The sequence below is a fragment of the Pseudomonas sp. 43mfcvi1.1 genome (genome assembly GCF_900115935.1).
GTDB classification, from domain to species: Bacteria; Pseudomonadota; Gammaproteobacteria; order Pseudomonadales; family Pseudomonadaceae; genus Aquipseudomonas; species Aquipseudomonas bijieensis.
The window spans coordinates 408,733-430,055 of record NZ_UETT01000002.1 but is presented as its reverse complement, the minus strand read 5'-3'; the positions used below and the strand labels follow the sequence as shown (position 1 = coordinate 430,055).

At 62.1% G+C, this 21,323-nt stretch carries 16 protein-coding genes, 2 tRNA genes and 1 pseudogene; 3 read left to right on the top strand and 16 right to left on the bottom strand.

All coding sequences use genetic code 11. The features are described from left to right. Nucleotides 1–135 precede the first annotated feature (135 nt). A complete protein-coding gene (gene rlmB, locus DTP52_RS05315) occupies nucleotides 136–897 on the bottom strand; it encodes a 23S rRNA (guanosine(2251)-2'-O)-methyltransferase RlmB (protein WP_109752169.1) in 762 nt (253 codons plus the stop codon). Continuing rightward, entirely contained in the window at nucleotides 894–3,530 is a 2,637-nt protein-coding gene (rnr, locus tag DTP52_RS05310; protein WP_109752168.1) for a ribonuclease R, read from the bottom strand. Before rnr ends, rlmB begins: the two co-directional genes overlap by 4 nt. A 227-nt stretch (nucleotides 3,531–3,757) precedes the next feature. On the opposite strand from rnr, the gene DTP52_RS05305 reads away from it, so the two are divergent. Both DTP52_RS05305 and DTP52_RS05300 read left to right on the top strand, forming a co-directional pair. Next, a tRNA-Leu gene (locus DTP52_RS05305) sits at nucleotides 3,758–3,844 on the top strand. A 177-nt stretch (nucleotides 3,845–4,021) separates the two neighbouring features. Next, nucleotides 4,022–4,108 (top strand) — tRNA-Leu (locus tag DTP52_RS05300). A gap of 374 nt (nucleotides 4,109–4,482) precedes the next feature. Here the strand turns inward: DTP52_RS05300 and DTP52_RS31530 are convergent. From DTP52_RS31530 to DTP52_RS05240, 13 genes and pseudogenes are all read right to left on the bottom strand, one after another. Next, nucleotides 4,483–5,187: a methyl-accepting chemotaxis protein gene (locus tag DTP52_RS31530; RefSeq protein ID WP_370873794.1), complete on the bottom strand. Its 705-nt coding sequence runs from the start codon at nucleotides 5,185–5,187 to the stop codon at nucleotides 4,483–4,485. Nucleotides 5,188–5,388: 201 nt separating this feature from the next. Beyond that, nucleotides 5,389–5,442: pseudogene (locus DTP52_RS31525) on the bottom strand (hypothetical protein); the annotation flags it as partial. A gap of 1,125 nt (nucleotides 5,443–6,567) precedes the next feature. Then, nucleotides 6,568–7,860 (bottom strand): adenylosuccinate synthase, encoded by a 1,293-nt coding sequence (locus DTP52_RS05290; RefSeq protein ID WP_003186407.1) that lies wholly within the window; start codon nucleotides 7,858–7,860, stop codon nucleotides 6,568–6,570. A gap of 54 nt (nucleotides 7,861–7,914) precedes the next feature. Further along, nucleotides 7,915–9,102, bottom strand: coding sequence for an ATP phosphoribosyltransferase regulatory subunit (locus DTP52_RS05285; RefSeq protein ID WP_109752166.1), 1,188 nt, complete (start codon nucleotides 9,100–9,102; stop codon nucleotides 7,915–7,917). A 313-nt stretch (nucleotides 9,103–9,415) separates the two neighbouring features. Beyond that, nucleotides 9,416–10,285: a protease modulator HflC gene (hflC, locus tag DTP52_RS05280; RefSeq protein WP_109752165.1), complete on the bottom strand. Its 870-nt coding sequence runs from the start codon at nucleotides 10,283–10,285 to the stop codon at nucleotides 9,416–9,418. Further along, nucleotides 10,285–11,457, bottom strand: coding sequence for an FtsH protease activity modulator HflK (gene hflK, locus DTP52_RS05275; RefSeq protein WP_109752164.1), 1,173 nt, complete (start codon nucleotides 11,455–11,457; stop codon nucleotides 10,285–10,287). The genes hflC and hflK overlap by 1 nt, the downstream gene beginning before the upstream one ends. An 85-nt stretch (nucleotides 11,458–11,542) precedes the next feature. Then, nucleotides 11,543–12,844, bottom strand: a complete 1,302-nt coding sequence (gene hflX, locus DTP52_RS05270) for a ribosome rescue GTPase HflX (RefSeq protein ID WP_109752163.1) — start codon at nucleotides 12,842–12,844, stop codon at nucleotides 11,543–11,545. 12 nt (nucleotides 12,845–12,856) lie between these two features. Further along, nucleotides 12,857–13,117, bottom strand: coding sequence for an RNA chaperone Hfq (gene hfq, locus DTP52_RS05265; RefSeq protein ID WP_003186419.1), 261 nt, complete (start codon nucleotides 13,115–13,117; stop codon nucleotides 12,857–12,859). Between the two features lie 91 nt (nucleotides 13,118–13,208). Further along, nucleotides 13,209–14,180 carry a tRNA (adenosine(37)-N6)-dimethylallyltransferase MiaA gene (gene miaA / locus DTP52_RS05260; RefSeq protein WP_109752162.1) on the bottom strand — a complete coding sequence of 324 codons (972 nt, stop codon included), beginning with the start codon at nucleotides 14,178–14,180 and terminating at the stop codon, nucleotides 13,209–13,211. Further along, entirely contained in the window at nucleotides 14,180–16,093 is a 1,914-nt protein-coding gene (mutL, locus tag DTP52_RS05255; RefSeq protein ID WP_109752161.1) for a DNA mismatch repair endonuclease MutL, read from the bottom strand. Before mutL ends, miaA begins: the two co-directional genes overlap by 1 nt. Then, nucleotides 16,090–17,520 carry an N-acetylmuramoyl-L-alanine amidase gene (locus DTP52_RS05250; RefSeq protein ID WP_109752160.1) on the bottom strand — a complete coding sequence of 477 codons (1,431 nt, stop codon included), beginning with the start codon at nucleotides 17,518–17,520 and terminating at the stop codon, nucleotides 16,090–16,092. Before DTP52_RS05250 ends, mutL begins: the two co-directional genes overlap by 4 nt. Continuing rightward, entirely contained in the window at nucleotides 17,520–17,990 is a 471-nt protein-coding gene (gene tsaE / locus DTP52_RS05245; protein WP_109752159.1) for a tRNA (adenosine(37)-N6)-threonylcarbamoyltransferase complex ATPase subunit type 1 TsaE, read from the bottom strand. Before tsaE ends, DTP52_RS05250 begins: the two co-directional genes overlap by 1 nt. After that, entirely contained in the window at nucleotides 17,978–19,477 is a 1,500-nt protein-coding gene (locus tag DTP52_RS05240) for an NAD(P)H-hydrate dehydratase (protein WP_109752158.1), read from the bottom strand. The genes tsaE and DTP52_RS05240 overlap by 13 nt, the downstream gene beginning before the upstream one ends. A 63-nt stretch (nucleotides 19,478–19,540) precedes the next feature. Between DTP52_RS05240 and queG the strand changes: the two genes are divergently transcribed. Then, nucleotides 19,541–20,620, top strand: coding sequence for a tRNA epoxyqueuosine(34) reductase QueG (gene queG / locus DTP52_RS05235; protein WP_109752157.1), 1,080 nt, complete (start codon nucleotides 19,541–19,543; stop codon nucleotides 20,618–20,620). Here the strand turns inward: queG and DTP52_RS05230 are convergent. Continuing rightward, entirely contained in the window at nucleotides 20,602–21,216 is a 615-nt protein-coding gene (locus DTP52_RS05230) for a trimeric intracellular cation channel family protein (RefSeq protein ID WP_170866829.1), read from the bottom strand. The two genes, queG and DTP52_RS05230, sit on opposite strands and share 19 nt — an antisense overlap. Between the last annotated feature and the right edge of the window lie 107 nt (nucleotides 21,217–21,323).

The window sequence follows — 21,323 nt, the reverse complement described above, 5'->3', positions numbered from 1 at the left end:
CCACCAATCCACGCTCAAACACAAAATCAATGTGGGAGCGAGCTTGCTCGCGATGAGGACGCCACATTCAACATTTGCGCTGAATGACACGCCGCTATCGCGAGCAGGCTCGCTCCCACAGGACTTACAGCAAGATCAGGGCTTTTTGGCGACAGCCTTGACGCTACGCTGGCGCAGCGCTTCGAACAGGCACACCCCAGTCGCCACCGAGACGTTGAGGCTGCTGACGCTGCCAGCCATCGGCAACTTGACCAGGTAATCGCAATGCTCGCGGGTCAGGCGGCGCATGCCCTTGCCTTCGGCCCCCATGATCAGGATCGTCGGGCCGGTCAGGTCCTGGTCATAGATGCTGACCTCGGCCTCGCCCGCCGTGCCGACCACCCACAGGCCGCGCTGCTGGAGTTTTTCCAGGGTGCGCGCCAGGTTGGTCACCGCCACCAACGGAATCACTTCCGCGGCGCCGCAGGCGACTTTACGCACCACTGGCGTCAAGGTGGCCGACTTGTCCTTGGGCACGATCACCGCCAACGCACCGGCGGCATCCGCCGAACGCAGGCAGGCGCCCAGGTTGTGCGGATCGGTCACGCCATCGAGCACCAGCAGCAAGGGCGCGCCCTCGGTGCGATCGAGCAGTTCGTCGAGCATCGCTTCGCCCCAGACCTGGCTCGGACTGACCTCGGCCACGACACCCTGGTGCACGCCTTCGACCCAGGCATCCATTTCGCGCCGTTCGGCCTGGCCGACCGCGACGCGGCTTTCGTTGGCGAGTTCGACCAGGGTCTGGACCCGCGGATCGCTACGGCCTTCGGCCAACCAGATCTGCTTGACCCGCTTGGGGTGATGACGCAACAACGCTTCCACGGCATGCACGCCGTAGATTTTTTCCAACTGACTCATGACTTGGCCTTGGGTTTACGCGCCCCGCCGCTCTTGGCTGGGGCCGAGCCCGCTTTCGGCGGACCCTTCCGGTGTTTGCTTGGCTTGCTCGACGACTTTTCCGCCCCGTGGGACTTTCCCCCAGACGCCGCTTTACCACCGCTTTTGGCTTCGTTGAGCAACTGCTGCTTCAACTCGCGGCTCTTGCGAAGCTCGGCGTTCTTCGCCGCTGCGTCGCTGGGGCGGTAGGCTTCGGGAGCCTTGTCCTTGACGGACGAACGACGACCGGCCTTGGCTGGCTCAGACTCTGCGGTTTTGGCAGGAGCACCTTTACCTTTACCCTTGGTCGCAGGCGCTGCGGTCTCGCCGCCACGCTTTTTACGGCCAGTCGGCGCTTCGGCGGGCTTGTCAGACATTCCGAAGTCGATCTTGCGCTCATCGAGGTCGACGCGCATGACCTGCACTTCCACAGTGTCGCCCAGACGGAAGCTGCGACCGGTGCGCTCGCCCGCCAGGCGGTGGTGCACAGGATCAAAGTGATAGTAATCACCCGGCAAGGCGGTGACGTGCACCAGGCCCTCGACGTAGATGTCGGTCAGTTCGACAAACAAACCAAAGCCGGTCACCGCAGTGATCACGCCTGGGAACGACTCGCCCACGCGGTCTTTCATGAACTCGCACTTGAGCCAGTTCACTACGTCACGCGTGGCTTCGTCGGCGCGGCGTTCGCTCATGGAGCATTGCTCGCCCAACTGTTCCAGGGCCGCTTCGTCGTACGGGTAGATCCGCGCCTTTGGAATGGTCATGGCACCGGCGCGCTTGACGTGCGGGGTGTTCAGCTTGGAATGGATCACGCTGCGGATCGCGCGATGCGTGAGCAGGTCCGGATAACGGCGGATCGGCGAGGTGAAGTGGGTGTACGCCTCGTAATTCAGACCAAAGTGGCCCTGGTTGTCGGCGCTGTACACCGCCTGGCTCAGAGAGCGCAGCATCACCGTCTGGATCACATGGTAATCCGGGCGGTCCTTGATGCTGGCCAGCAGTGCCTGGTAGTCCTTCGGCGTCGGACCGTCCTTGCCTTTGTGCAGGGACAGGCCGAGCTCGCCGAGGAAGGCGCGCAGTTTTTCCAGGCGCTCCGGCGGCGGGCCGTCGTGCACGCGATACAACGCAGGAATCTCGTGCTTCTTGAGGAACTCCGCAGTGGCCACGTTGGCCGCCAGCATGCACTCTTCGATCAGCTTGTGCGCATCGTTACGGGTCGTCGGGGTGATTGCGGCGATCTTGCGCTCGGAACCGAAGACAATCCGGGTTTCCTGGGTCTCGAAATCGATCGCGCCGCGCACGTGACGGGCACCCAGCAACACCTTGTACAGCGCGTACAGCTGCTTGAGGTGCGGCACCACGCCAGCGTATTCGGTGCGCAACGCCTTGGCTTCACTGGTCTTCGGCGTTTCCAGGATGGTGCTGACCTTGTTGTAGGTCAGACGCGCCTGGGAGTGGATCACCGCTTCGTAGAACTGGTAGTCGGTCATTTCGCCGGTTTTGGAGATGGTCATCTCGCAAACCATGGCCAAACGGTCGACTTTCGGGTTCAGCGAACACAGGCCGTTGGACAACTGCTCAGGCAGCATCGGGATCACGCGCTCAGGGAAATACACGGAGTTGCCGCGCACCTGGGCTTCGTTATCCAGGGCCGAACCGATCTTCACGTAGCTGGACACGTCGGCAATCGCGACGAACAGCTTCCAGCCGCCGGAGAACAGGCGCAGCTTACCGGGTTTGGCTTCGCAGTAGACCGCATCGTCGAAGTCGCGGGCGTCTTCGCCGTCGATGGTGACGAACGGCAGATGGCGCAGGTCGATGCGTTTTTCTTTATCTTTCTCTTCGACTTCCGGCTTGAGCTTGGCGGCTTCCTTGAGCACAGCCTCGGGCCAGACGTGAGGAATGTCGTAGGTGCGCAGCGCAACGTCGATTTCCATGCCCGGCGCCATGTAGTTGCCGACCACTTCAACGATATCGCCCTGTGGCTGGAAGCGCGCAGTTGGCCAGTGGGTGATTTTCACCTCGACGAACTGACCCACCTTGGCGGCGCCATTACGACCCGGAGTAATCAGCACTTCCTGCTGAACCTTCGGGTTATCCGGCACAACAAAACCGATGCCGCCTTCTTCGAAGTAACGGCCGACAATGCTTTCATGGGCACGGGACACCACTTCGACGATCACGCCTTCACGGCGACCACGACGGTCCAGGCCGGAAACACGGGCCAGGGCCCGGTCGCCATCGAACACCAGACGCATTTGCGCCGGGCTCATGAACAGGTCGTCGCTACCGTCGTCCGGAATCAGGAAACCAAAGCCGTCACGGTGGCCGGCGATGCGGCCCAGGATCAGGTCGAGCTTGTCCACCGGCGCATAGGTGCCGCGCCGGGTGTAGATCAGTTGAGCGTCGCGCTCCATGGCGCGCAGACGGCGGCGCAGGGCTTCGAGCTGGTCCTCGGTGGTGAGACCGAACTCTTCGACCAACTGCTCGCGGCTAGCAGGCGAACCCCGATCGGCGAGATGCGCCAGGATCAGTTCGCGACTAGGAATAGGGTTTTCATATTTTTCCGCTTCACGAGCGGCCTCGGGATCGAGGGACTGCCAATCGGCCATTAGAGAGTTTTCACCTTGTCTATATGCGGGTTAGTTTGGCATAGGCTTAATGAAACGGGAAATTTCAAACATGCGATGGCTTTTCCAGATCGATTTGGCCTGCCTTTGAAGCCCCGGAAAAGCACCGCTCGTGAAATTTAGCGGTTTTTTTCTCAGGAGGGGTTTACAGTTAAAAACACGCTCCGTATAGTGCGCGCCATCGACGACGTACACACGTTGCCGATACTGCCCAGATGGTGAAATTGGTAGACACGCCAGCTTCAGGTGCTGGTGACCGCAAGGTCGTGGAAGTTCGAGTCTTCTTCTGGGCACCAATTTCGAGCAACAGGTCAATGACCTGCAAGCCCAACAAAAACCCGCGAAAGCGGGTTTTTGCATTTCTGTCTCCCTGAAATTGCGTTTGGCAATTACTAAAACAAAAACAGGGGTTTACAGATCAAAACGCGCTCCGTATAGTGCGCCACATCAACAGCGGCAACGCTGAAGATGCTGCCCAGATGGTGAAATTGGTAGACACGCCAGCTTCAGGTGCTGGTGACCGCAAGGTCGTGGAAGTTCGAGTCTTCTTCTGGGCACCAATTCAAGCTTCAAGGTCACGACCTTGAACCTCACAGAAACCCGCGAAAGCGGGTTTTTGCGTTTCTGCCATCTGAACTTTTGCTCCCGCTGGAGGGCAAAGCCCTCCCCGACCGAACCAGGCCTGATGGAGGCACGACCGGAAGAACCGGGTCGGCTGTCAGGCCGCCTTCGCGAGCAAGCTTTGCTCCCACAAAATCTGACTGGTGTACCACCGGGAAGAACCAGGCCGGCTGTCAGGCCGCCTCGCGAGCAAGCTTTGCTCCCACAGATCTGATGGGTGTACGACCGGGAGGACTCAGGTCGGCTGTTAGGCCGCCTTCGCGAGCAAACTCGCACACAGGTTTTGGTCGCGTATAAGCCTGTGAAAACCCGATCAAGCCCTGAACTGCCCCAAACTCGCCTTCAACTGCGCCGCCAAACTATCCAGCACCTTGCCACTGGCCGTGGTCTCAACCACAGCCTGGGCCGCTTTCTCAGCCTGGGCATGAATCGTCTCCACCCGCCCACGCACCGCCTGCGCCCCCTGGGCCTGATGAGCCGCCGCCTGAGTAGCCAGACCAATAGCCGCATGCACCTGCTCTACAGAGGCCTGCACCGACTGCTGCAACCGCGCGCTGTCTCGCAGCACCAACAAACCTTCACTTGCCTGGCGCCCAGCTTGGCCGATGGCGGCCACAGCCTCGCGAGCCCCCTGCTGCAAGGCCACGATATGCGCCTGTATATCGCCCGTCGAGCTTTGGGTCTTGCTCGCCAACGCCCGCACCTCATCCGCTACTACGGCAAACCCGCGCCCGGTTTCCCCAGCCCGCGCCGCCTCGATGGCCGCGTTCAAGGCCAGCAAGTTAGTCTGCTCGGCGATGCCGTGGATCACCGTCAACACCACTTCGATCTGCTCGCTCTGTTGCGCCAGCCGCTCGATCACTTTCGCCCCTGTGTCCACCTGCCCAGCCAGCGCCTCGATCAAGCCACTGACCTTGGCCGAAGTGCGGGTGTTTTCATCGGTGGCCTGGCGAATTTCTACCACCTGCTGCAAAGCCGCCTGCATCGCCTGGCTTTCCGACTGAGCTTCATCAGCCATTTGCGATAGCGCACGCAGGCTCTCGGCCACTTCATCACGCTGCATCCCGGCCGCCGCATCGGCACCGGAGTTACGCAAGGTCATCGCACCGATTTCCACACCGGTACGCTGGGCCACATCACCCGCCTCGCGCACGATGGGCTGCAACTTATCCACAAAGCGATTGACCGCCGAGGCCATGTCGCCAATTTCGTCCTTGCTGTTGATTTGCACACGCTTGGTCAGGTCCCCCTCACCCGCCGCCAGGTCGTTCATGGCCGCGATCAGCAACTTCAAGCGATTGACCACCCGACGCCCCAGCACCACAGCCAGCAGCGCCAGCACGCCAAAGCCCACCAGCGCCAGGCCCAGGCCGATGCGCCAGCGCAGGGTAGCCGCGGCTTCCTGCACGGTGGTGGCGGTGTTGGTCTGCATCTGCGTGGCGGTGGCCTGGGCCGATTCCAGGCGACCGCGCATGGCGGTGGCGCTGTCGGCTGCCGCCCCCTTGAGGCTGTCGCCGACCAACTGGTCGCTGCTGGCGATCAAGGCCGAGAAGCGCTGGTCCAGCGCCTTCAGATCGGTTTCAACGGCAGCCGTGGAAACCCCCATCAGTACTTTGCCGATCTCCACGCCGTTGGGATTGATCGAGGCTTCAAGGTAATACACGGAAGGGTCGTTCTTCGCCGCATCCAGCACCTTGTCCAAGGCCCGCTCGCCCTTGCCTTTCTCCAGCAGCGCCTTGTTGATCGGGTTTTCCCGGTTCAGGTAGCGGGTGAGGTGCTCACCATTCGCGTCGTCATAAATGACAAACAGCACATTGGGATTACGCTGGGCCCGACGGGCGAATTCGGAGAGCGTGGGCACGTCGCTGTCCCACATGGCGCGAGGAGCGACGGAAGCCAGGAGTTGCGCCATATCATTGGCGGAATCCCTCAAATCCTTTTCCAATGTCCCACGCAGTTGCGCCTGCTCATCCTTCAGGCGAGCCGACAACCCGGCATTGAGCCGCTGGCGGGTATTGGCAGAGAGACTGTCCAGGCTCGACGTGACTTCACGCCCCGCCTGCTCCAGCTCGCCGGAAAGCTTCTGGCTGTCAGCCCCCAGGCGCGCACCGAGGTCGGCTTCCAGCGCCGTGACCGTGCTTCGGGTCAGCGCAACGGCCACCAGTACCTGCACCAAAAGGGCGATACCGAGGGTAATGAACACAGGCCGCAACAAACGGCTTTGTAACAGTGAGAGAACGGCCGACACGTGAAATCCCTCTACCAAACGCCATTAATTTGATGGCACTTATGGAAGCGGTGCCTTAATGAAGATGCATAGCAAGTGTCGTGCCGTGCGGCAACCAGAAACGACAAAGGACCCAAACGAGGGTCCTTTGTTTTTTACATCAATGACTTATCAGGCAAACGGATGACGCAGAACGATGGTTTCGTTGCGGTCCGGCCCCGTCGAAATAATGTCGATCGGCGCACCGACCAACTCTTCGACGCGCTTGATGTAGTTGCGAGCCGCCACAGGCAGTTCTTCCAGGGTCTTGGCACCCACGGTCGATTCAGTCCAGCCAGGCATCTGCTCGTACACCGGCTCCAGGCCAATGTAGCTGTCGGCGTCGGTCGGAGCGTCGATGACGGCGCCGTCCTGGTTCTTGTAGCCCACGCAGATATTGATGGTTTCCAGGCCGTCCAGCACGTCCAGCTTGGTCAGGCACAAGCCCGAGATGCTGTTGACGTCGATGGCGCGACGCAGGATGACGGCATCGAACCAGCCGCAACGACGGGCACGGCCAGTGGTAGCACCGAACTCGTGGCCACGCTTGGCCAGGAAGGCACCGACGTCGTCGAACAGCTCGGTCGGGAACGGACCCGAACCCACGCGAGTGGTGTAGGCCTTGGTGATGCCCAGGATGTAGTCCAGGTACATCGGACCGAAACCCGAACCGGTGGCGATGCCGCCAGCGGTGGTGTTGGAGCTGGTGACGTACGGGTAGGTGCCGTGGTCGATGTCCAGCAAGGAACCCTGGGCACCTTCGAACATGATGTCCTTGCCGGCGCGACGCAGCTCGTGCAGTTCGGCAGTGACGTCGAGCATCATCGGCTTGAGCAGCTCGGCGTACTCCATGCACTCGTCCAGGGTTTTCTGGAAGTCGATGGCCGGTTCTTTGTAGTAATTGACCAGGACAAAGTTGTGGTAGTCCAGCAACTCGCCCAGCTTGGCCGCGAAACGCTCACGGTGGAACAGATCACCGATGCGCAGGCCACGACGGGCCACCTTGTCTTCGTAGGCCGGGCCGATGCCGCGACCGGTGGTGCCGATCTTCAGCTCGCCACGGGCCTTTTCACGGGCCTGGTCCAGCGCAACGTGATAGGACAGGATCAGCGGGCAGGACGGGCTGATACGCAGGCGCTCGCGCACCGGTACGCCTTTCTCTTCCAGCTTGATGATTTCCCGCAGCAAGGCGTCGGGAGCAACCACCACGCCGTTGCCGATCAGGCACTGGACGCCTTCGCGCAGCACGCCCGAGGGGATCAGGTGCAGGACGGTTTTTTCACCGTCGATCACCAAGGTGTGACCTGCGTTGTGGCCACCCTGGTAGCGCACTACGGCGGCAGCATGTTCGGTCAGCAGATCAACGATCTTGCCTTTGCCCTCATCACCCCACTGGGTGCCCAGGACTACGACATTCTTACCCATAACACTTGTCCTCATTCGCGCAAACTTGGTGCCGGCCGCGGCCGGCAGGAAAACTCAAGAAGCCAGCGGCAATACTTGCCAAAGCCCGTTCTGCTGAATCAATTGCCGGTCGCAGTCCGCTTCACGGGCGGCGGCCAATGGTTGCCCAGGCAAGGCCTGGACGACACGCTGACCCTCACTGCGCAACTGGCAGACTGCTTGCCAGAGTGCCGCATCCGTACTGTCAGGCATCCAGATACCGCCAGACGGTAGCTCGACTTCAGCACGCCCCAGGGTCACCAGGGTTTTCAAATCGGTAGAAAAACCGGTCGCCGGACGGGCACGACCGAAGTCGGCACCGATGTCGTCATAACGACCGCCCTGGGCAATGGACTGGCCCACGCCCGGGACGAACACGGCGAACACCACGCCGGTGTGGTAGTGATAACCGCGCAACTCACCCAGGTCGAAATACAGCGACAACTCGGGGAAGCGCACCGACAGACGCTCGGCAATCGCCAGCAAGTCGTCCAGCGCCGCCAATACAGGCGCCGGCGCACGAGCCAGGCGCTCACGGGCAGCGGTCAACACCTCACGTCCGCCACACAGATCCACCAGCGCCCGCAACATGTCCGACAGATCGGCCGGCAGGCCCTCGGTCAGGCTGATGACCTCGTCGATGGCCTTGCGTTGCAGGGCATCGAACAACTGTTGCTCCACTTCGCCGGACAAACCGGCCGCACGGGCAAGGCCGCGATAGATGCCGACATGCCCCAGGTCCATGTGGACATCCGGCACGTCAGCCAGTTGCAGCATGGCCAACATCAGGCTGATGACTTCTACGTCGCTGCTCGGGCTGGCGTCGCCATACAATTCGGCACCCAGCTGGATCGGGCTGCGCGAAGACGACAAGGCCCGCGGCTGGGCATGCAGCACACTGCCGGCGTAGCACAGGCGGCTCGGACCTTCACGGCGCAGGGTGTGGGCGTCGATGCGCGCCACTTGCGGCGTGATGTCGGCACGAAAGCCCATCTGCCGGCCCGACTGCGGGTCGATAACCTTGAAGGTGCGCAGGTCCAGGTCCTGGCCCGCGCCGGTGAGCAGGGATTCCAGGTACTCGATATGCGGGGTGACGACGAACTCGTAACCCCAACTCTGGAACAGATCCAACACCTGCCGACGCGCTACTTCGATACGCGCAGCTTCCGGTGGCAGTACTTCTTCGATGCCATCTGGCAGCAGCCAGCGGTCTACCGTTGCCATTACGCCATTCCCCTATGGTCCGGGCGGCCAGCCCTCGGGCAAGCCTTGAGTGAAGCAGAAAACACTTGGCCCACACGCAAAACACGCGCATGAGCGACGTGACGAATGGCCCGCAATCGGCCTCGCCCAGCGCTTTCCTCGAAAAACCTGTCGGATCGTTCGACCCGACGCCTGCAACCAAAACCGCAATCAAACGTGCAGACGCAAAAAAGCCGGGAATTTCCCGGCTGCCGCATCATACACACGTTTTCCCAAAGGATCACCCCGCCCGACGCTTTAGCCGCCGGGCGGAGTGTCTCAGGTCAACGTCGCATCAAGGCTTGGACTTTTCCAGGTAGTGGAAGAAGTCGCTGCTTGGGTCCAGGACCAGGACGTCGGATTTGTTCGCGAAGCTTTCACGGTAGGCACGCAGGCTACGGTAGAACGCGTAGAACTCCTGATCCTGCCCGTAGGCCTTGGCATAGATCGAAGCGGCCTGGGCATCACCATCACCACGGACCTCTTCCGATTCACGATAGGCTTCGGCCAGCAGCACACGGCGTTGACGATCGGCGTCGGCACGGATGCCTTCGGCCAGCTCGTTACCCTTGGCACGGTGCTCACGGGCTTCACGCTCACGCTCGGTGCTCATGCGCTCGAACACGCTGCGGTTCACTTCCTTCGGCAGGTCGATGGCCTTGACCCGGACATCGACCACTTCGATACCCAGCTCTTTTTCTGCCATCGAGTTCAGCGAACGGGTGATGTCGGCCATGAGCGCATCACGCTCACCGGACACCACTTCATGCAATGTGCGCTTACCGAACTGGTCACGCAGGCCCGACTCCAGGCGACGGGACAAGCGCTCGTCGGCGATCTGCTTCAAACCCGAGGTCGCGGTGTAGAAGCGCTCGGCATCCTTCACGCGCCACTTGGCATAGGCGTCGACCATCACGGCTTTCTTTTCCAGCGTCAGGAAGCGTTGCGTCGGCGCATCCAGCGTCATCAGACGCGCGTCGAACTTGCGCACCTTGTTGACGTACGGCACCTTCACATGCAGCCCCGGCTGGACATCAGCCTGGACCACGCGACCGAATTGCAGCAACACCGCACGCTCGGTCTGAGCCACGATGTAGAAGCAGTTCCAGGCAGCGATCGCCACGACGACACCGACAATAAGGGCGATCAGCGATTTATTGCTCATCAGCGACTCTCCCTGGTACGTGCTTGCTGTTGCTGCAGATCCGCCGCCGCACGAGCGTTGGCTTCATTGCTGGCGGCCGCCGAACTGGTCGCTGGCGTGCTGGTGTTGCGACCGCTCTCGACCATCTTGTCCAGTGGCAGGTACAGCAGATTGCTCTGGCCGTTCTTGTTGCCGGTCACGAGGACCTTGCTGGTGTTGCTGAAGACTTCCTGCATGGTGTCCAGGTACAGACGCTGGCGGGTCACTTCAGGGGCCTTGCGATACTCGGCCACCAACTTGGTGAAGCGATCAGCCTCACCCTTGGCGCGGGAGACCACTTCGTCACGGTAACCGTTGGCATCCTCGATGATGCGCTGGGCCTGGCCACGGGCTTCCGGCACGACGCCGTTGGCATAGGTTTCGGCCTGGTTGCGCGAACGCTGCTCGTCTTCACGGGCACGGATCACGTCATCGAAGGCTTCCTGGACCTCACGCGGTGCCGCTGCGCTCTGGACGTTGACCTGGGTCACGGTGATCCCGGTGCGATAGGTATCGAGGAACCGTTGCAGGCGTTCCTTGATTTCGCTGGCCATCAGTTCACGACCTTCAGTCAGCACCTGGTCCATGGCGGTGGAACCCACCACATGGCGCAGGGCGCTTTCGGTCGCGTGCTGCAGGCTGATTTCCGGCTGGTCGACGTTCAGCACGAAGTCCTGCAGGTTGGTGATCTTGTATTGCACGGTCAGCGGCACTTCGACGATGTTCTCGTCTTCGGTCAGCATCTGGCCCTGCTTGGTGTACGCCCGCTCACGCGTGACGTTTTCCATGTACTTCTGGTCGATCGGCGGGAAATAGATGTTCAGGCCCGGGCCAACCGTCTCGTAGTACTTGCCGAAGCGCAGCACCACGGCCTGCTCCTGCTCGTCCACGACATAGACCGCGCTGTACAGCCAGACAGCCGCCAGCACGACGAGGCCGATGCCGAGCAGGCCGAAACCGCCGCCCTTGCCCGGACGACCACCACCCTCGTCACCGCGTTTTTTACCACCACCGAACAAACCGTTCAGGCTTTCCTGCAGCTTTCGGAAGGCCTCGTCGAGATCCGGCGGCCCCTTGCGGTCGCCGTTGTTACGACGCTTGCCACCCCAAGGATCCTGATTATTCGAGTTGCCACCCGGCTCATTCCAAGCCATAGCGCTCTCCATCTGATAAAGCAAAGACGCACCCACGGCGCGCCGACCAATGCTACAGAATGCCTGACACAGCTTTCTCAGGCTTTTATTGCAAAGTGTGTTGCTCGATGAATTCCATCGGTTGCAGCCCTTCGCGGCTGACCAGCCGGTTGAGCTCCGACCGAGGCAGGCGAACAGCCAGCAGGCAGACGCCTTCGTCGTCGTGTTCTTCTTTTTGCACGGCCCCCAGCTCGAAAAACTGCGCACGCAGCCGGGCGAAACGTTGCGGCAATTTCAGGGTGCCTACAAACAGATCGTTGCCCAACAGCTCGGCCACGGCCTGCCTGAGCAGGTCCAGGCCGGTGCCATCGCGGGCCGACAGCCAGACCCTTTGCGGCTTGCCATCGGCATCGCGCTGGATCTGCGGCTCCACGCCTTCGAGCAAATCGAGTTTGTTGTATACCTCGAGGATCGGCAAGTCCTGGGCTCCGATCTCACCCAGCACCACCATCACCTGCTCGATCTGCAGCATCCGGTCCGGTTCGGCGGCATCGATCACGTGCAGCAGCAGGTCGGAGTTGCTCGACTCTTCGAGCGTAGCCCGGAAAGCCTCGACCAGCTTGTGCGGCAGGTGACGGATGAAGCCTACGGTGTCGGCCAGCACGATCGGCCCGAGGTCGTCCAGGTCGAGCCGGCGCAGGGTCGGGTCGAGCGTGGCGAACAATTGGTCGGCGGCGTAGACGTCGGATTGGGTGACGTTATTGAACAGGGTCGATTTGCCGGCGTTGGTATAGCCCACCAGTGAAACCGTCGGGATATCCGCGCGCTTGCGGCCGCGTCGCGACTGCTCGCGCTGGCTGCGGACCTTTTCCAGCCGCCCCTTGATCTGGCGCAGGCGAACCCGCAACAGGCGCCGGTCGGTTTCCAGCTGGGTTTCACCCGGGCCGCGCAGACCGATACCGCCTTTCTGCCGCTCAAGGTGAGTCCAGCCTCGAACCAGCCGCGTACTCATGTGCTCAAGCTGGGCCAGTTCGACCTGGAGCTTGCCTTCATGGGTGCGGGCGCGTTGGGCGAAGATATCGAGGATCAGCCCCGTACGGTCGATCACGCGACACTCGAAGACACGTTCGAGGTTACGTTCCTGACTGGGCGTGAGGATGTGATTGAAAATCACCAGGTCGACCTGCTCGGCCTTGACCAGGTCGCGCAACTCCTCGACCTTGCCACTGCCGATCAGGAACTTGGCGGTTGGCCGATGACGCGGCACGTTGAAAAACGCGACGGTCTCGGCGCCGGCCGAAAGTGCCAATTCCTGAAACTCCTGCGGATCTTCGCGCGCCTCAGGGTCCTGTCCATCCAAGTGAACGAGAATGGCCCGTTCACCACCACCGTGGCGCTCAAAGAACAAAGGAGGCTCCTATCAGGCGTTACCCGGTTCAGCGTCACCGCCTTCGGATTCGGTTGCGCTAGGCAGACGAATTGGACGAACTGGCACGACTGTAGAGATCGCGTGCTTGTAGACCATCTGGCTGACGGTGTTTTTCAGAAGGATGACGAACTGGTCGAAAGACTCGATCGTGCCTTGCAGTTTGATCCCGTTGACCAGATAGATGGACACCCCAACTTTCTCTTTACGTAAAGTGTTCAAGTAAGGGTCTTGTAGCGAATGCCCTTTTGACATGTGCCGCACTCCTTTAAGGATCAATTATAAAAATCGGAATCAGATGGCTTGGGCCGTCACACCCCCAAGGATAGACGGCAATTGCAAGGACTCAGCTCAATATGGAGATGGTCCCAAGGTATTTCAAGGCGCGTGGCAGATTGTCGCAATCGAGACTGTCGAGCCAATGCAGGTCAGTCCAGCTGCGCAGCCAGGTGAACTGGCGTTTCGCCAATTGGCGCGTGGCAATGATCCCACGCTCCTGCATCTCGGCTGACGTCAGCTTGCCGTCCAGGTAATCCCAGACTTGTCGATAACCTACCGCACGTATAGACGGCAACCCGGGATGCAGGTCACTTCGCTCACGCAGGGCTACGACCTCGTCTATGAACCCCTGTTCCAACATTAATGTGAATCTTTGTTCAATTCGCCGATGCAGCACTTGCCGGTTCGCCGGAGCGATGGCCAGATTCGCGACAGTATAGGGCAATTGTTGCAGTCCCGAAGCGGCTGCTTCAGTACTTTGCGCAGATTGTCGTTGGCGCAGGGCCGTCATGCTCTGGCCGCTGACCCGATAAACCTCCAGGGCCCGACTGAGCCGCTGCGGGTCATTGGGGTGAATACGCGCCGCCGACTCCGGGTCGATGACCGCCAATTGCTCATGCAGGGCTTGCCAGCCAAGGCGCGCGGCTTCTTCTTCAATCTGCGCGCGCACCTCGGGATCGGCCGCCGGCATGTCCGCCAGCCCGTCGACCAAAGCCTTGTAATACAGCATCGTGCCGCCCACCAGCAGCGGGATCTTGCCTCGCGCGGTGATTTCGGCCATGGCCTGGAGCGCGTCACGGCGGAAGTCGGCCGCTGAATACGCCTCGGCCGGGTCCAGGATGTCGATCAGGCGGTGGGGAAATTCGGCCAGCAGTTCTTTTGACGGCTTGGCAGTGCCGATGTCCATGCCCCGGTAGACCAGGGCCGAATCGACGCTGATCAGCTCGCAGGGCAAAACCTTGGTCAACTCGATCGCCAGGTCGGTCTTGCCGGCGGCGGTCGGGCCCATCAGGAAAATCGCAGGAGGCAACTGGCTCATCAACGACCGCGCAGGAACAGTTTGTCCAGGTCGTCCAGGCCCAGTTGGGTCCAGGTCGGCCGGCCATGGTTGCATTGACCGCTACGCTCGGTGTTTTCCATGTCCCGCAGCAGGCCGTTCATTTCCGGCAGGGCCAGGCGCCGGTTGGCGCGGATCGCGCCGTGGCAGGCCATGGTGCCGAGCAGTTCGTTCAGGTGCGCCTGGATCCGGTCGCTGGTGCCGTATTCCATCAAGTCCGCCAGCACGTCGCTGACCAGGCGATTGGCCTCGGCCTGTTTCAACAACGCCGGAATCTGGCGGATCGCCAGGGTTTCCGGCCCCAGGCGCTGCAATTCGAAGCCCAGGCGCTGGAACCAGGCCACATGTTCCTCGGCACAATCGGCTTCGCGCTGGCTGACGGCCAGGGATTCGGGCACCAACAGCGGCTGGCCGCTCAAGCCTTCGCTGGCCATGGCGATTTTCAGCCGCTCGTACATGATCCGTTCGTGGGCGGCGTGCATATCCACCAGGACCAGGCCCTGGGCGTTTTCCGAAAGGATATAGATGCCTTTGAGTTGTGCCAGGGCATAGCCCAGCGGCGGGATATCGCCCTGGCCGTCGGGCATCGCTGCCGCTCCCGCTTCCGGCAAAGGCTTGAAGAACTCGCGATAGGCCGCCTGGGCCTCGGCCGCCGGCACGTTGGATTGCGGGCGCGGGGTGTATTGATACTGGTAGCCGCTGCCGGCACCGCTCCCGGCCGTGTTGTAGCTCGGTTGTGGCTGAGGTTGCTCCAGCAGTGCGTTGGCCGCCAGGCGCATTTCGCCCTGCGGGCCGAACTCGCCCGCTTCCAGCCCCGTTGGCCGGACCATGCCAGCCACTGCCGCCGGAGCCGCCAACTGATCTTCCGGGCGCACATCGCCCAAGGCACGGTGCAAGGTGCCATAGAGGAAATCGTGGACCATGCGCCCGTCACGAAAGCGCACTTCGTGCTTGGTCGGGTGCACGTTGACGTCCACCACCGCCGGGTCGACTTCGAAAAACAGCACGAAGGTCGGATGCCGACCGTTGAACAGCACATCGCGATAAGCCTGGCGCACCGCGTGGGCCACCAGCTTGTCGCGCACAGCGCGACCGTTCACGTAGAAATACTGCAAGTCCGCCTGGCTGCGGGAAAACGTCGGCAACCCGACCCAACCCCACAGGTGCAGGCCATTGCGCTCCACCTCGATGGGCAATGCCTGCTCCAGGAAACCGGCACCGCACACCGCGCCGACACGGCGGGCACGGGCCGCATCATCATGGGCCTCGTGCAGGCTGAGAATGGTCTTGCCGTTGTGGCGCAAATGGAACGCCACGTCAAAACGCGCCAGGGCCAGGCGCTTGATGACTTCCTGCAAGTGATCGAATTCAGTCTTCTCGGCCTTGAGGAACTTGCGCCGGGCCGGAGTGTTGAAGAACAGGTCGCGCACTTCCACCGAGGTACCCACCGGATGGGCCGCGGGCTGGACGCGAGAGGCCATGTCCCGGCCCTCGGTCTCGACCTGCCAGGCCTGTTCGGCGTCACGGGTGCGGGAGGTGAGAGTCAGGCGCGACACCGAACTGATGGACGCCAGCGCCTCCCCCCGAAAGCCCAGGCTCATGACCCGCTCAAGGTCTTCCAGGTCGCGAATCTTGCTGGTGGCGTGACGCGCCAGGGCCAGCGGCAGGTCCTCGGAAGAAATACCGCCACCGTCATCGCGTACCCGCAGCAGCTTGACGCCGCCTTGCTCGACATCCACATCGATGCGCCTGGCCCCGGAGTCGAGGCTGTTTTCCAGCAACTCCTTGATGACCGACGCCGGCCGCTCGACCACTTCGCCGGCGGCGATCTGGTTCGCCAGCCGGGGGCTGAGCAGCTCGATGCGGGCGTTGCTGCCGATCACTTCGTCACTCATTGCTGAACCGCCACGTCATTGCCGGGAATGGTCAGGGTCTGGCCGATCTTGAGCTCGTCGCTCTTGAGGTTGTTGGCGCTGCGCAAGGTCGCAGGCGACACCTGGTAACGCACGGCGATCATCGCCAGGGTTTCGCCGGGGTTGACCCGATGGTCCCGCGGGCCCTGGGCAATCTTGCCGGAATCGCGCAGCCAGGCAATGTAGGTACCTGGTGGTGGATTCTGCTGGAAGAACTGCCGCACGCCACTGCTGATGGAACGGGCCAGGGCCTGCTGATGACTGGAGGACGACAGCTTGGACGCCTCGTTGGAGTTGGAGATGAAGCCGGTTTCCACCAGGATCGACGGGATGTCCGGCGACTTGAGCACCATGAACCCGGCCTGTTCGACGCGCTGCTTGTGCAGCGGCGTGACGCGACCGATGTTGCTCAGGACTTTCTGGCCGACGTTGAGGCTGGAGGTCAACGAGGCCGTCATCGACAAATCGAGCAATACACCGGCGAGCATCCGGTCCTTGTCATCGAGGCTGACGTTGCCGGCACCGCCGATCAGGTCGGAACGGTTTTCGCTGTCGGCCAGCCAACGGGCGGTCTCGGAGGTGGCGCCACGGTCGGACAGGGCAAACACCGAGGCCCCGAACGCAGCGGCCGAAGGCGCAGCGTCGGCGTGGATGGAGACGAACAGGTCGGCGCCCTTCTTGCGGGCGATTTCGGTACGCCCGCGCAGGGGAATGAAGTAGTCGCCGGTACGGGTCAGCTCGGCGCGGAAGCCTTTCATGCCATTGACCTGGCGCTGCAATTCGCGGGCAATGGACAGCACCACGTCCTTCTCACGTTGTCCGCGCGAGCCCGAGGCTCCAGGGTCTTCGCCACCGTGACCGGCATCGATCACCACGATGATGTCGCGCTTGCCGGCCGGGGCCGGTGGTAGCTTGAGCGCAGGCTCGGTAGGGGTCACCGGCACCGCTGGGACCGTGGCGACATTGGTCGGCGGCGGTGGAGGTGGCGCCGCATCGGCCGGGTTGTCGAACAGGTCCACCACCAGCCGGTTGCCGTATTGGGCGTTGGGGGCCAGGGTGAAGCTTTTCGGGGTCACGGCTTTTTTCAGGTCGATGACCACCCGCAGGTCGGTCGGCGTACGCTGGGCCGAGCGCATCGCGGTAATCGGCGTGTTGGCGGTCGCCACGTTCAATGGCGCGCCCAGGGTCGCACCATTGATGTCGATCACCAGGCGATCCGGGGCGGTCAGGGTGAATACGCTGTGCTGCACCGGGCCCGTCAGGTCAAACACCAGCCGTGTATTGTCCGGCGCCCGCCAGAGGCGAACGCTGTTGACCTTTGTCTCGGCCACAGCATCGACGGCCAGTGCCGTAAGCAACAGTCCTACGACAGCAACCACCGCGCGAAAGCGCATACCAAACCCCATCATCAATTAGTTTCCAATGCCAAAGCGGCACACCACGACTCGCCACGCGAGCCTTGCGGCGTCAGTTTCAGCGAACGCCCGCCGTTCTGCGCGCCAATGGTAATGGTCAGGTCGGGCTTTGGCAAAAAGCCTGCACCCTTCTGGGGCCATTCGATCAGGCACAAGGCGTCATCTTCGAAATAATCGCGGATACCGAGGAATTCCAGCTCTTCAGGATCCACCAGTCGATACAGGTCGAAATGGAAGGCGCGAATGTCGCCGATCTCGTAGGGCTCGACCAGGGTGAACGTAGGGCTTTTGACGGAGCCGACGTGCCCGAGGCCGCGAATGATGCCACGGGACAAGGTAGTTTTCCCCGCGCCAAGGTCGCCTTCGAGAAAAATCAGGCCATGGCCGGCGGTGATCTGTGCGATGCGAGCGCCAAATTGTGTCATGGCGTGTTCGTCGGCCACGTACAGGGTTACTTCAGACACGGTGAATGCTCCTCCAACAACTGACGAATGGTCGGGATCAGATCGGTCGCCGCCAACCCCCGCCCCGCACGACCGGCCTGGGCGCCAGCACTGGCATGCAGCCAGACCGCCAGGCTCGCGGCCTCGAAGCTCTCCATGCCCTGGGCGAGCAAGGCACCGACCACGCCGGCCAACACATCCCCCAGGCCCGCCGTGGCCATGGCCGGATGGCCCTGGCTGCAAACCGCCAGGCGACCATCCGGGCTGGCAATCAGGCTGCCGGCGCCCTTGAGGATCACCGTGGTGGTGTATTTCTGACTCAATGCATGGGCCGCCGCCGGGCGATCGGCCTGCACCTGGGCTGTGGATATCCCCAGCAATCGCGCCGCCTCGCCCGGGTGTGGGGTGATCACACACTGCTCGGGCAAACCAACGCCACCGTTGCTCAGCAGGTTCAGCGCATCGGCATCCCACACTTGCGGCAGCGACGCATTGGCCGCCGCCGACAACAGGCTACGCCCCCAAGCGGCCTGGCCCAGGCCTGGCCCGACCACCAGCACACTGGCCTGTTGGAGCAAGCCCATCAATTGGTTCGCCGAATGGGTACCCTGCACCATGACTTCAGGTAAACGCGTCAGCGCAGCCGCTACATGCTCGCTGCGGGTCGCCATCGACACCATGCCCGCACCGCAGCGCAGGGCGCTTTCGGCACTCATCTGGATCGCACCGCCAAAACCCCGGTCGCCACCGATCAACAGCACGTGACCGAACTTGCCTTTGTGGGACGTGGCGGCGCGAGGTGTCAGACGTGGCAGATTATGGGGTGAAAGCAGTCGGGCACTGGCCGGTGTGGCTTCAACAATATCTGGGTCGGCGTGCAGATCATTGAATACCAGTTCACCGACCCGGTCCGCCGCTTCGCCGGTAAACAGGCCCAGTTTCAAGCCAATGAAGGTCACGGTCAGGTCAGCCGTCACCGCCGTGCCCAGCACCCGCCCGGTGTCGGCACACAACCCCGAGGGAATATCCACCGCCGCGACCGGCAGGCCGCTGACATTGATCGTATCGATGGCCTGCACATAAGGCTCGCGCACATCGCCACTCAGGCCCGTGCCCAGCAGTGCGTCCAGCAATACGCCACGCAACTCTGCCTCATCCGACCATGGCTCCATCGGCACGCCCACCGCCACGGCTTCGGCATGGGCATTGGCCGCGTCGCCCTGCAATCGCCGGGGCTCGCCCACCGTCAGCACCCGCACCGACCAGCCAGCGCGCCGGGCCAGGGTAGCGACCAGGTAGCCATCACCCGCATTGTTGCCATGCCCGGCCAGCACGGTCAGTTCGCGGGCGTCAGGCCAGCGCCGAACAATCGCTCGCCAGGTGGCGCGGGCAGCACGCTGCATCAATTCGAAACCGGCGGTGCCGGCCGCGATCAGTTGTGCGTCGAGGGCCCGGACCTGCGCAGCACTGTACAGCGCGTCGGGAAAATCATCTTTAGTGTGCGGCATGCGTCTTCGGGCTCCGATGTCTGGCAGAATTATACGCATCTCAGCTCTGGTTTCTCTCGCCTCATGCCTGCCATTCCCACAGACCTCCCCGCCCTCGCCCAATCCATCAAGGAATGGGGCCGCGAGCTGGGTTTCCAGCAGGTCGGCATCAGCGGCCTGGACCTTGCCGAGCATGAGCAACACCTGCAACGCTGGCTCGACGCCGGCTACCACGGCGAAATGGACTACATGGGCGCCCACGGCAGCAAACGCTCACACCCCGAGGAGCTGGTGCCAGGTACGCTGCGGGTGGTGTCCCTGCGCATGGACTACCTGTCGGGCGACACGCACATGGCGCAGATGCTCGGTCAACCGGAGAAAGCCTACGTCTCGCGTTATGCGTTGGGCCGCGATTACCACAAATTGATCCGTAAACGCGTGCAACAACTGGCAGAAAAAATTCAGGCGGTCATCGGCCCCTTCGGTTATCGCGCCTTCGTCGACAGCGCGCCGGTGCTGGAAAAAGCCATCGCCGAACAGGCCGGGCTGGGCTGGATCGGTAAAAACACCTTGGTGCTGAACCGCAAGGCCGGCAGCTATTTCTTCTTGAGCGAGCTATTTGTCGATCTGCCCCTGCCGGTGGACCCGCCCCATGCCAGCGAACATTGCGGAAAATGCACCGCATGCCTGGATATCTGTCCTACGAATGCCTTCGTCGGGCCCTACGTGCTTGACGCCCGACGCTGCATTTCCTACCTGACCATCGAACTGAAAAACGCCATCCCCGAGGAGCTGCGGCCGTTGATCGGCAACCGGGTGTTCGGCTGTGATGACTGCCAGATCGTCTGTCCATGGAACCGCTTCGCCCGACCGTCCGGGGAAAGCGACTTCAAACCACGGCACAACCTGGACAATGCCGGGTTGGCCGAGCTGTTCATGTGGGACGAGGCGACTTTCCTCAGCAGCACCGAAGGTTCACCGCTGCGCCGCGCCGGCTACGAGCGCTGGCTGCGCAACCTGGCGGTGGGCCTGGGTAATGCGCCCTCGACGATTCCCGTGCTGCAAGCTCTGGAGGCCCGGCGCGACTACCCGTCGGAGCTGGTGCGCGAGCACGTGGAGTGGGCGTTGCGCCAACATGCCGAGCGTCAAACTTCGTCGTTGTAGACGAACTTCGGCATTTCCCAGTGGAAGCGAATCGCCAGGAGCCGCAACAGGAAACCACCGAACAAGGTGATGAGGATCGCTTGTTCGTTCGGCAGTTGCAGGAAGACACACAGCAGATAACACCATGCCGCGGCAAACGAGACGCTGGCGTAAAGTTCACGACGGAAGATCAGCGGAATATCGTTGCAGAAGATGTCCCGCAGAATGCCGCCGAACACCCCGGTGATCACCCCACTGACCGACGCCACCAGCATGCCATGACCCATTTCCAGGGCCGTCATGCAGCCGATCAGGGTGAACGCCACCAGGCCCACGGCGTCGAGCACCAGGAACAACGAGCGCAAATGGCGCATCCAGCGCGCCAGGAACACCGTCAGCATCGCCGCTGCCGTGGTCAGCACCAGGTATTCGGGGTGCTTGACCCATGTGAGCGGGTAATGACCGAGCAGCACGTCGCGCACCGAGCCGCCACCCAGCGCCGTGACACAGGCGATCAGCACCACGCCGAACCAGTCCATGCCCCGGCGTCCGGCAGACAAGGCGCCGGTCATGGCTTCGGCGGTGATGGCGATCAGATAAAGCATCAGCAACATGATGGCGGTCCGTACGGGAAGGCGCGCAGTCTAGCCAGTTTGGGCAGGCACCAAAAGAGGGCGCAGCAGCGTCTTCTGCCTGAGCGCCATACCGCCAACTACCTCTGTGG

What these genes read in the sequence shown, in the direction of transcription:
- rlmB (WP_109752169.1), bottom strand. Translation starts at nt 897, where the DNA reads ATGAGTCAGTTGGAAAAAATCTACGGCGTGCATGCCGTGGAAGCGTTG.
- rnr (WP_109752168.1), bottom strand. Translation starts at nt 3,530, where the DNA reads ATGGCCGATTGGCAGTCCCTCGATCCCGAGGCCGCTCGTGAAGCGGAA.
- DTP52_RS31530 (WP_370873794.1), bottom strand. Translation starts at nt 5,187, where the DNA reads ATGGCTGATGAAGCTCAGTCGGAAAGCCAGGCGATGCAGGCGGCTTTG.
- DTP52_RS05290 (WP_003186407.1), bottom strand. Translation starts at nt 7,860, where the DNA reads ATGGGTAAGAATGTCGTAGTCCTGGGCACCCAGTGGGGTGATGAGGGC.
- DTP52_RS05285 (WP_109752166.1), bottom strand. Translation starts at nt 9,102, where the DNA reads ATGGCAACGGTAGACCGCTGGCTGCTGCCAGATGGCATCGAAGAAGTA.
- hflC (WP_109752165.1), bottom strand. Translation starts at nt 10,285, where the DNA reads ATGAGCAATAAATCGCTGATCGCCCTTATTGTCGGTGTCGTCGTGGCG.
- hflK (WP_109752164.1), bottom strand. Translation starts at nt 11,457, where the DNA reads ATGGCTTGGAATGAGCCGGGTGGCAACTCGAATAATCAGGATCCTTGG.
- hfq (WP_003186419.1), bottom strand. Translation starts at nt 13,117, where the DNA reads ATGTCAAAAGGGCATTCGCTACAAGACCCTTACTTGAACACTTTACGT.
- miaA (WP_109752162.1), bottom strand. Translation starts at nt 14,180, where the DNA reads ATGAGCCAGTTGCCTCCTGCGATTTTCCTGATGGGCCCGACCGCCGCC.
- mutL (WP_109752161.1), bottom strand. Translation starts at nt 16,093, where the DNA reads ATGAGTGACGAAGTGATCGGCAGCAACGCCCGCATCGAGCTGCTCAGC.
- DTP52_RS05250 (WP_109752160.1), bottom strand. Translation starts at nt 17,520, where the DNA reads ATGATGGGGTTTGGTATGCGCTTTCGCGCGGTGGTTGCTGTCGTAGGA.
- DTP52_RS05240 (WP_109752158.1), bottom strand. Translation starts at nt 19,477, where the DNA reads ATGCCGCACACTAAAGATGATTTTCCCGACGCGCTGTACAGTGCTGCG.
- queG (WP_109752157.1), top strand. Translation starts at nt 19,541, where the DNA reads ATGCCTGCCATTCCCACAGACCTCCCCGCCCTCGCCCAATCCATCAAG.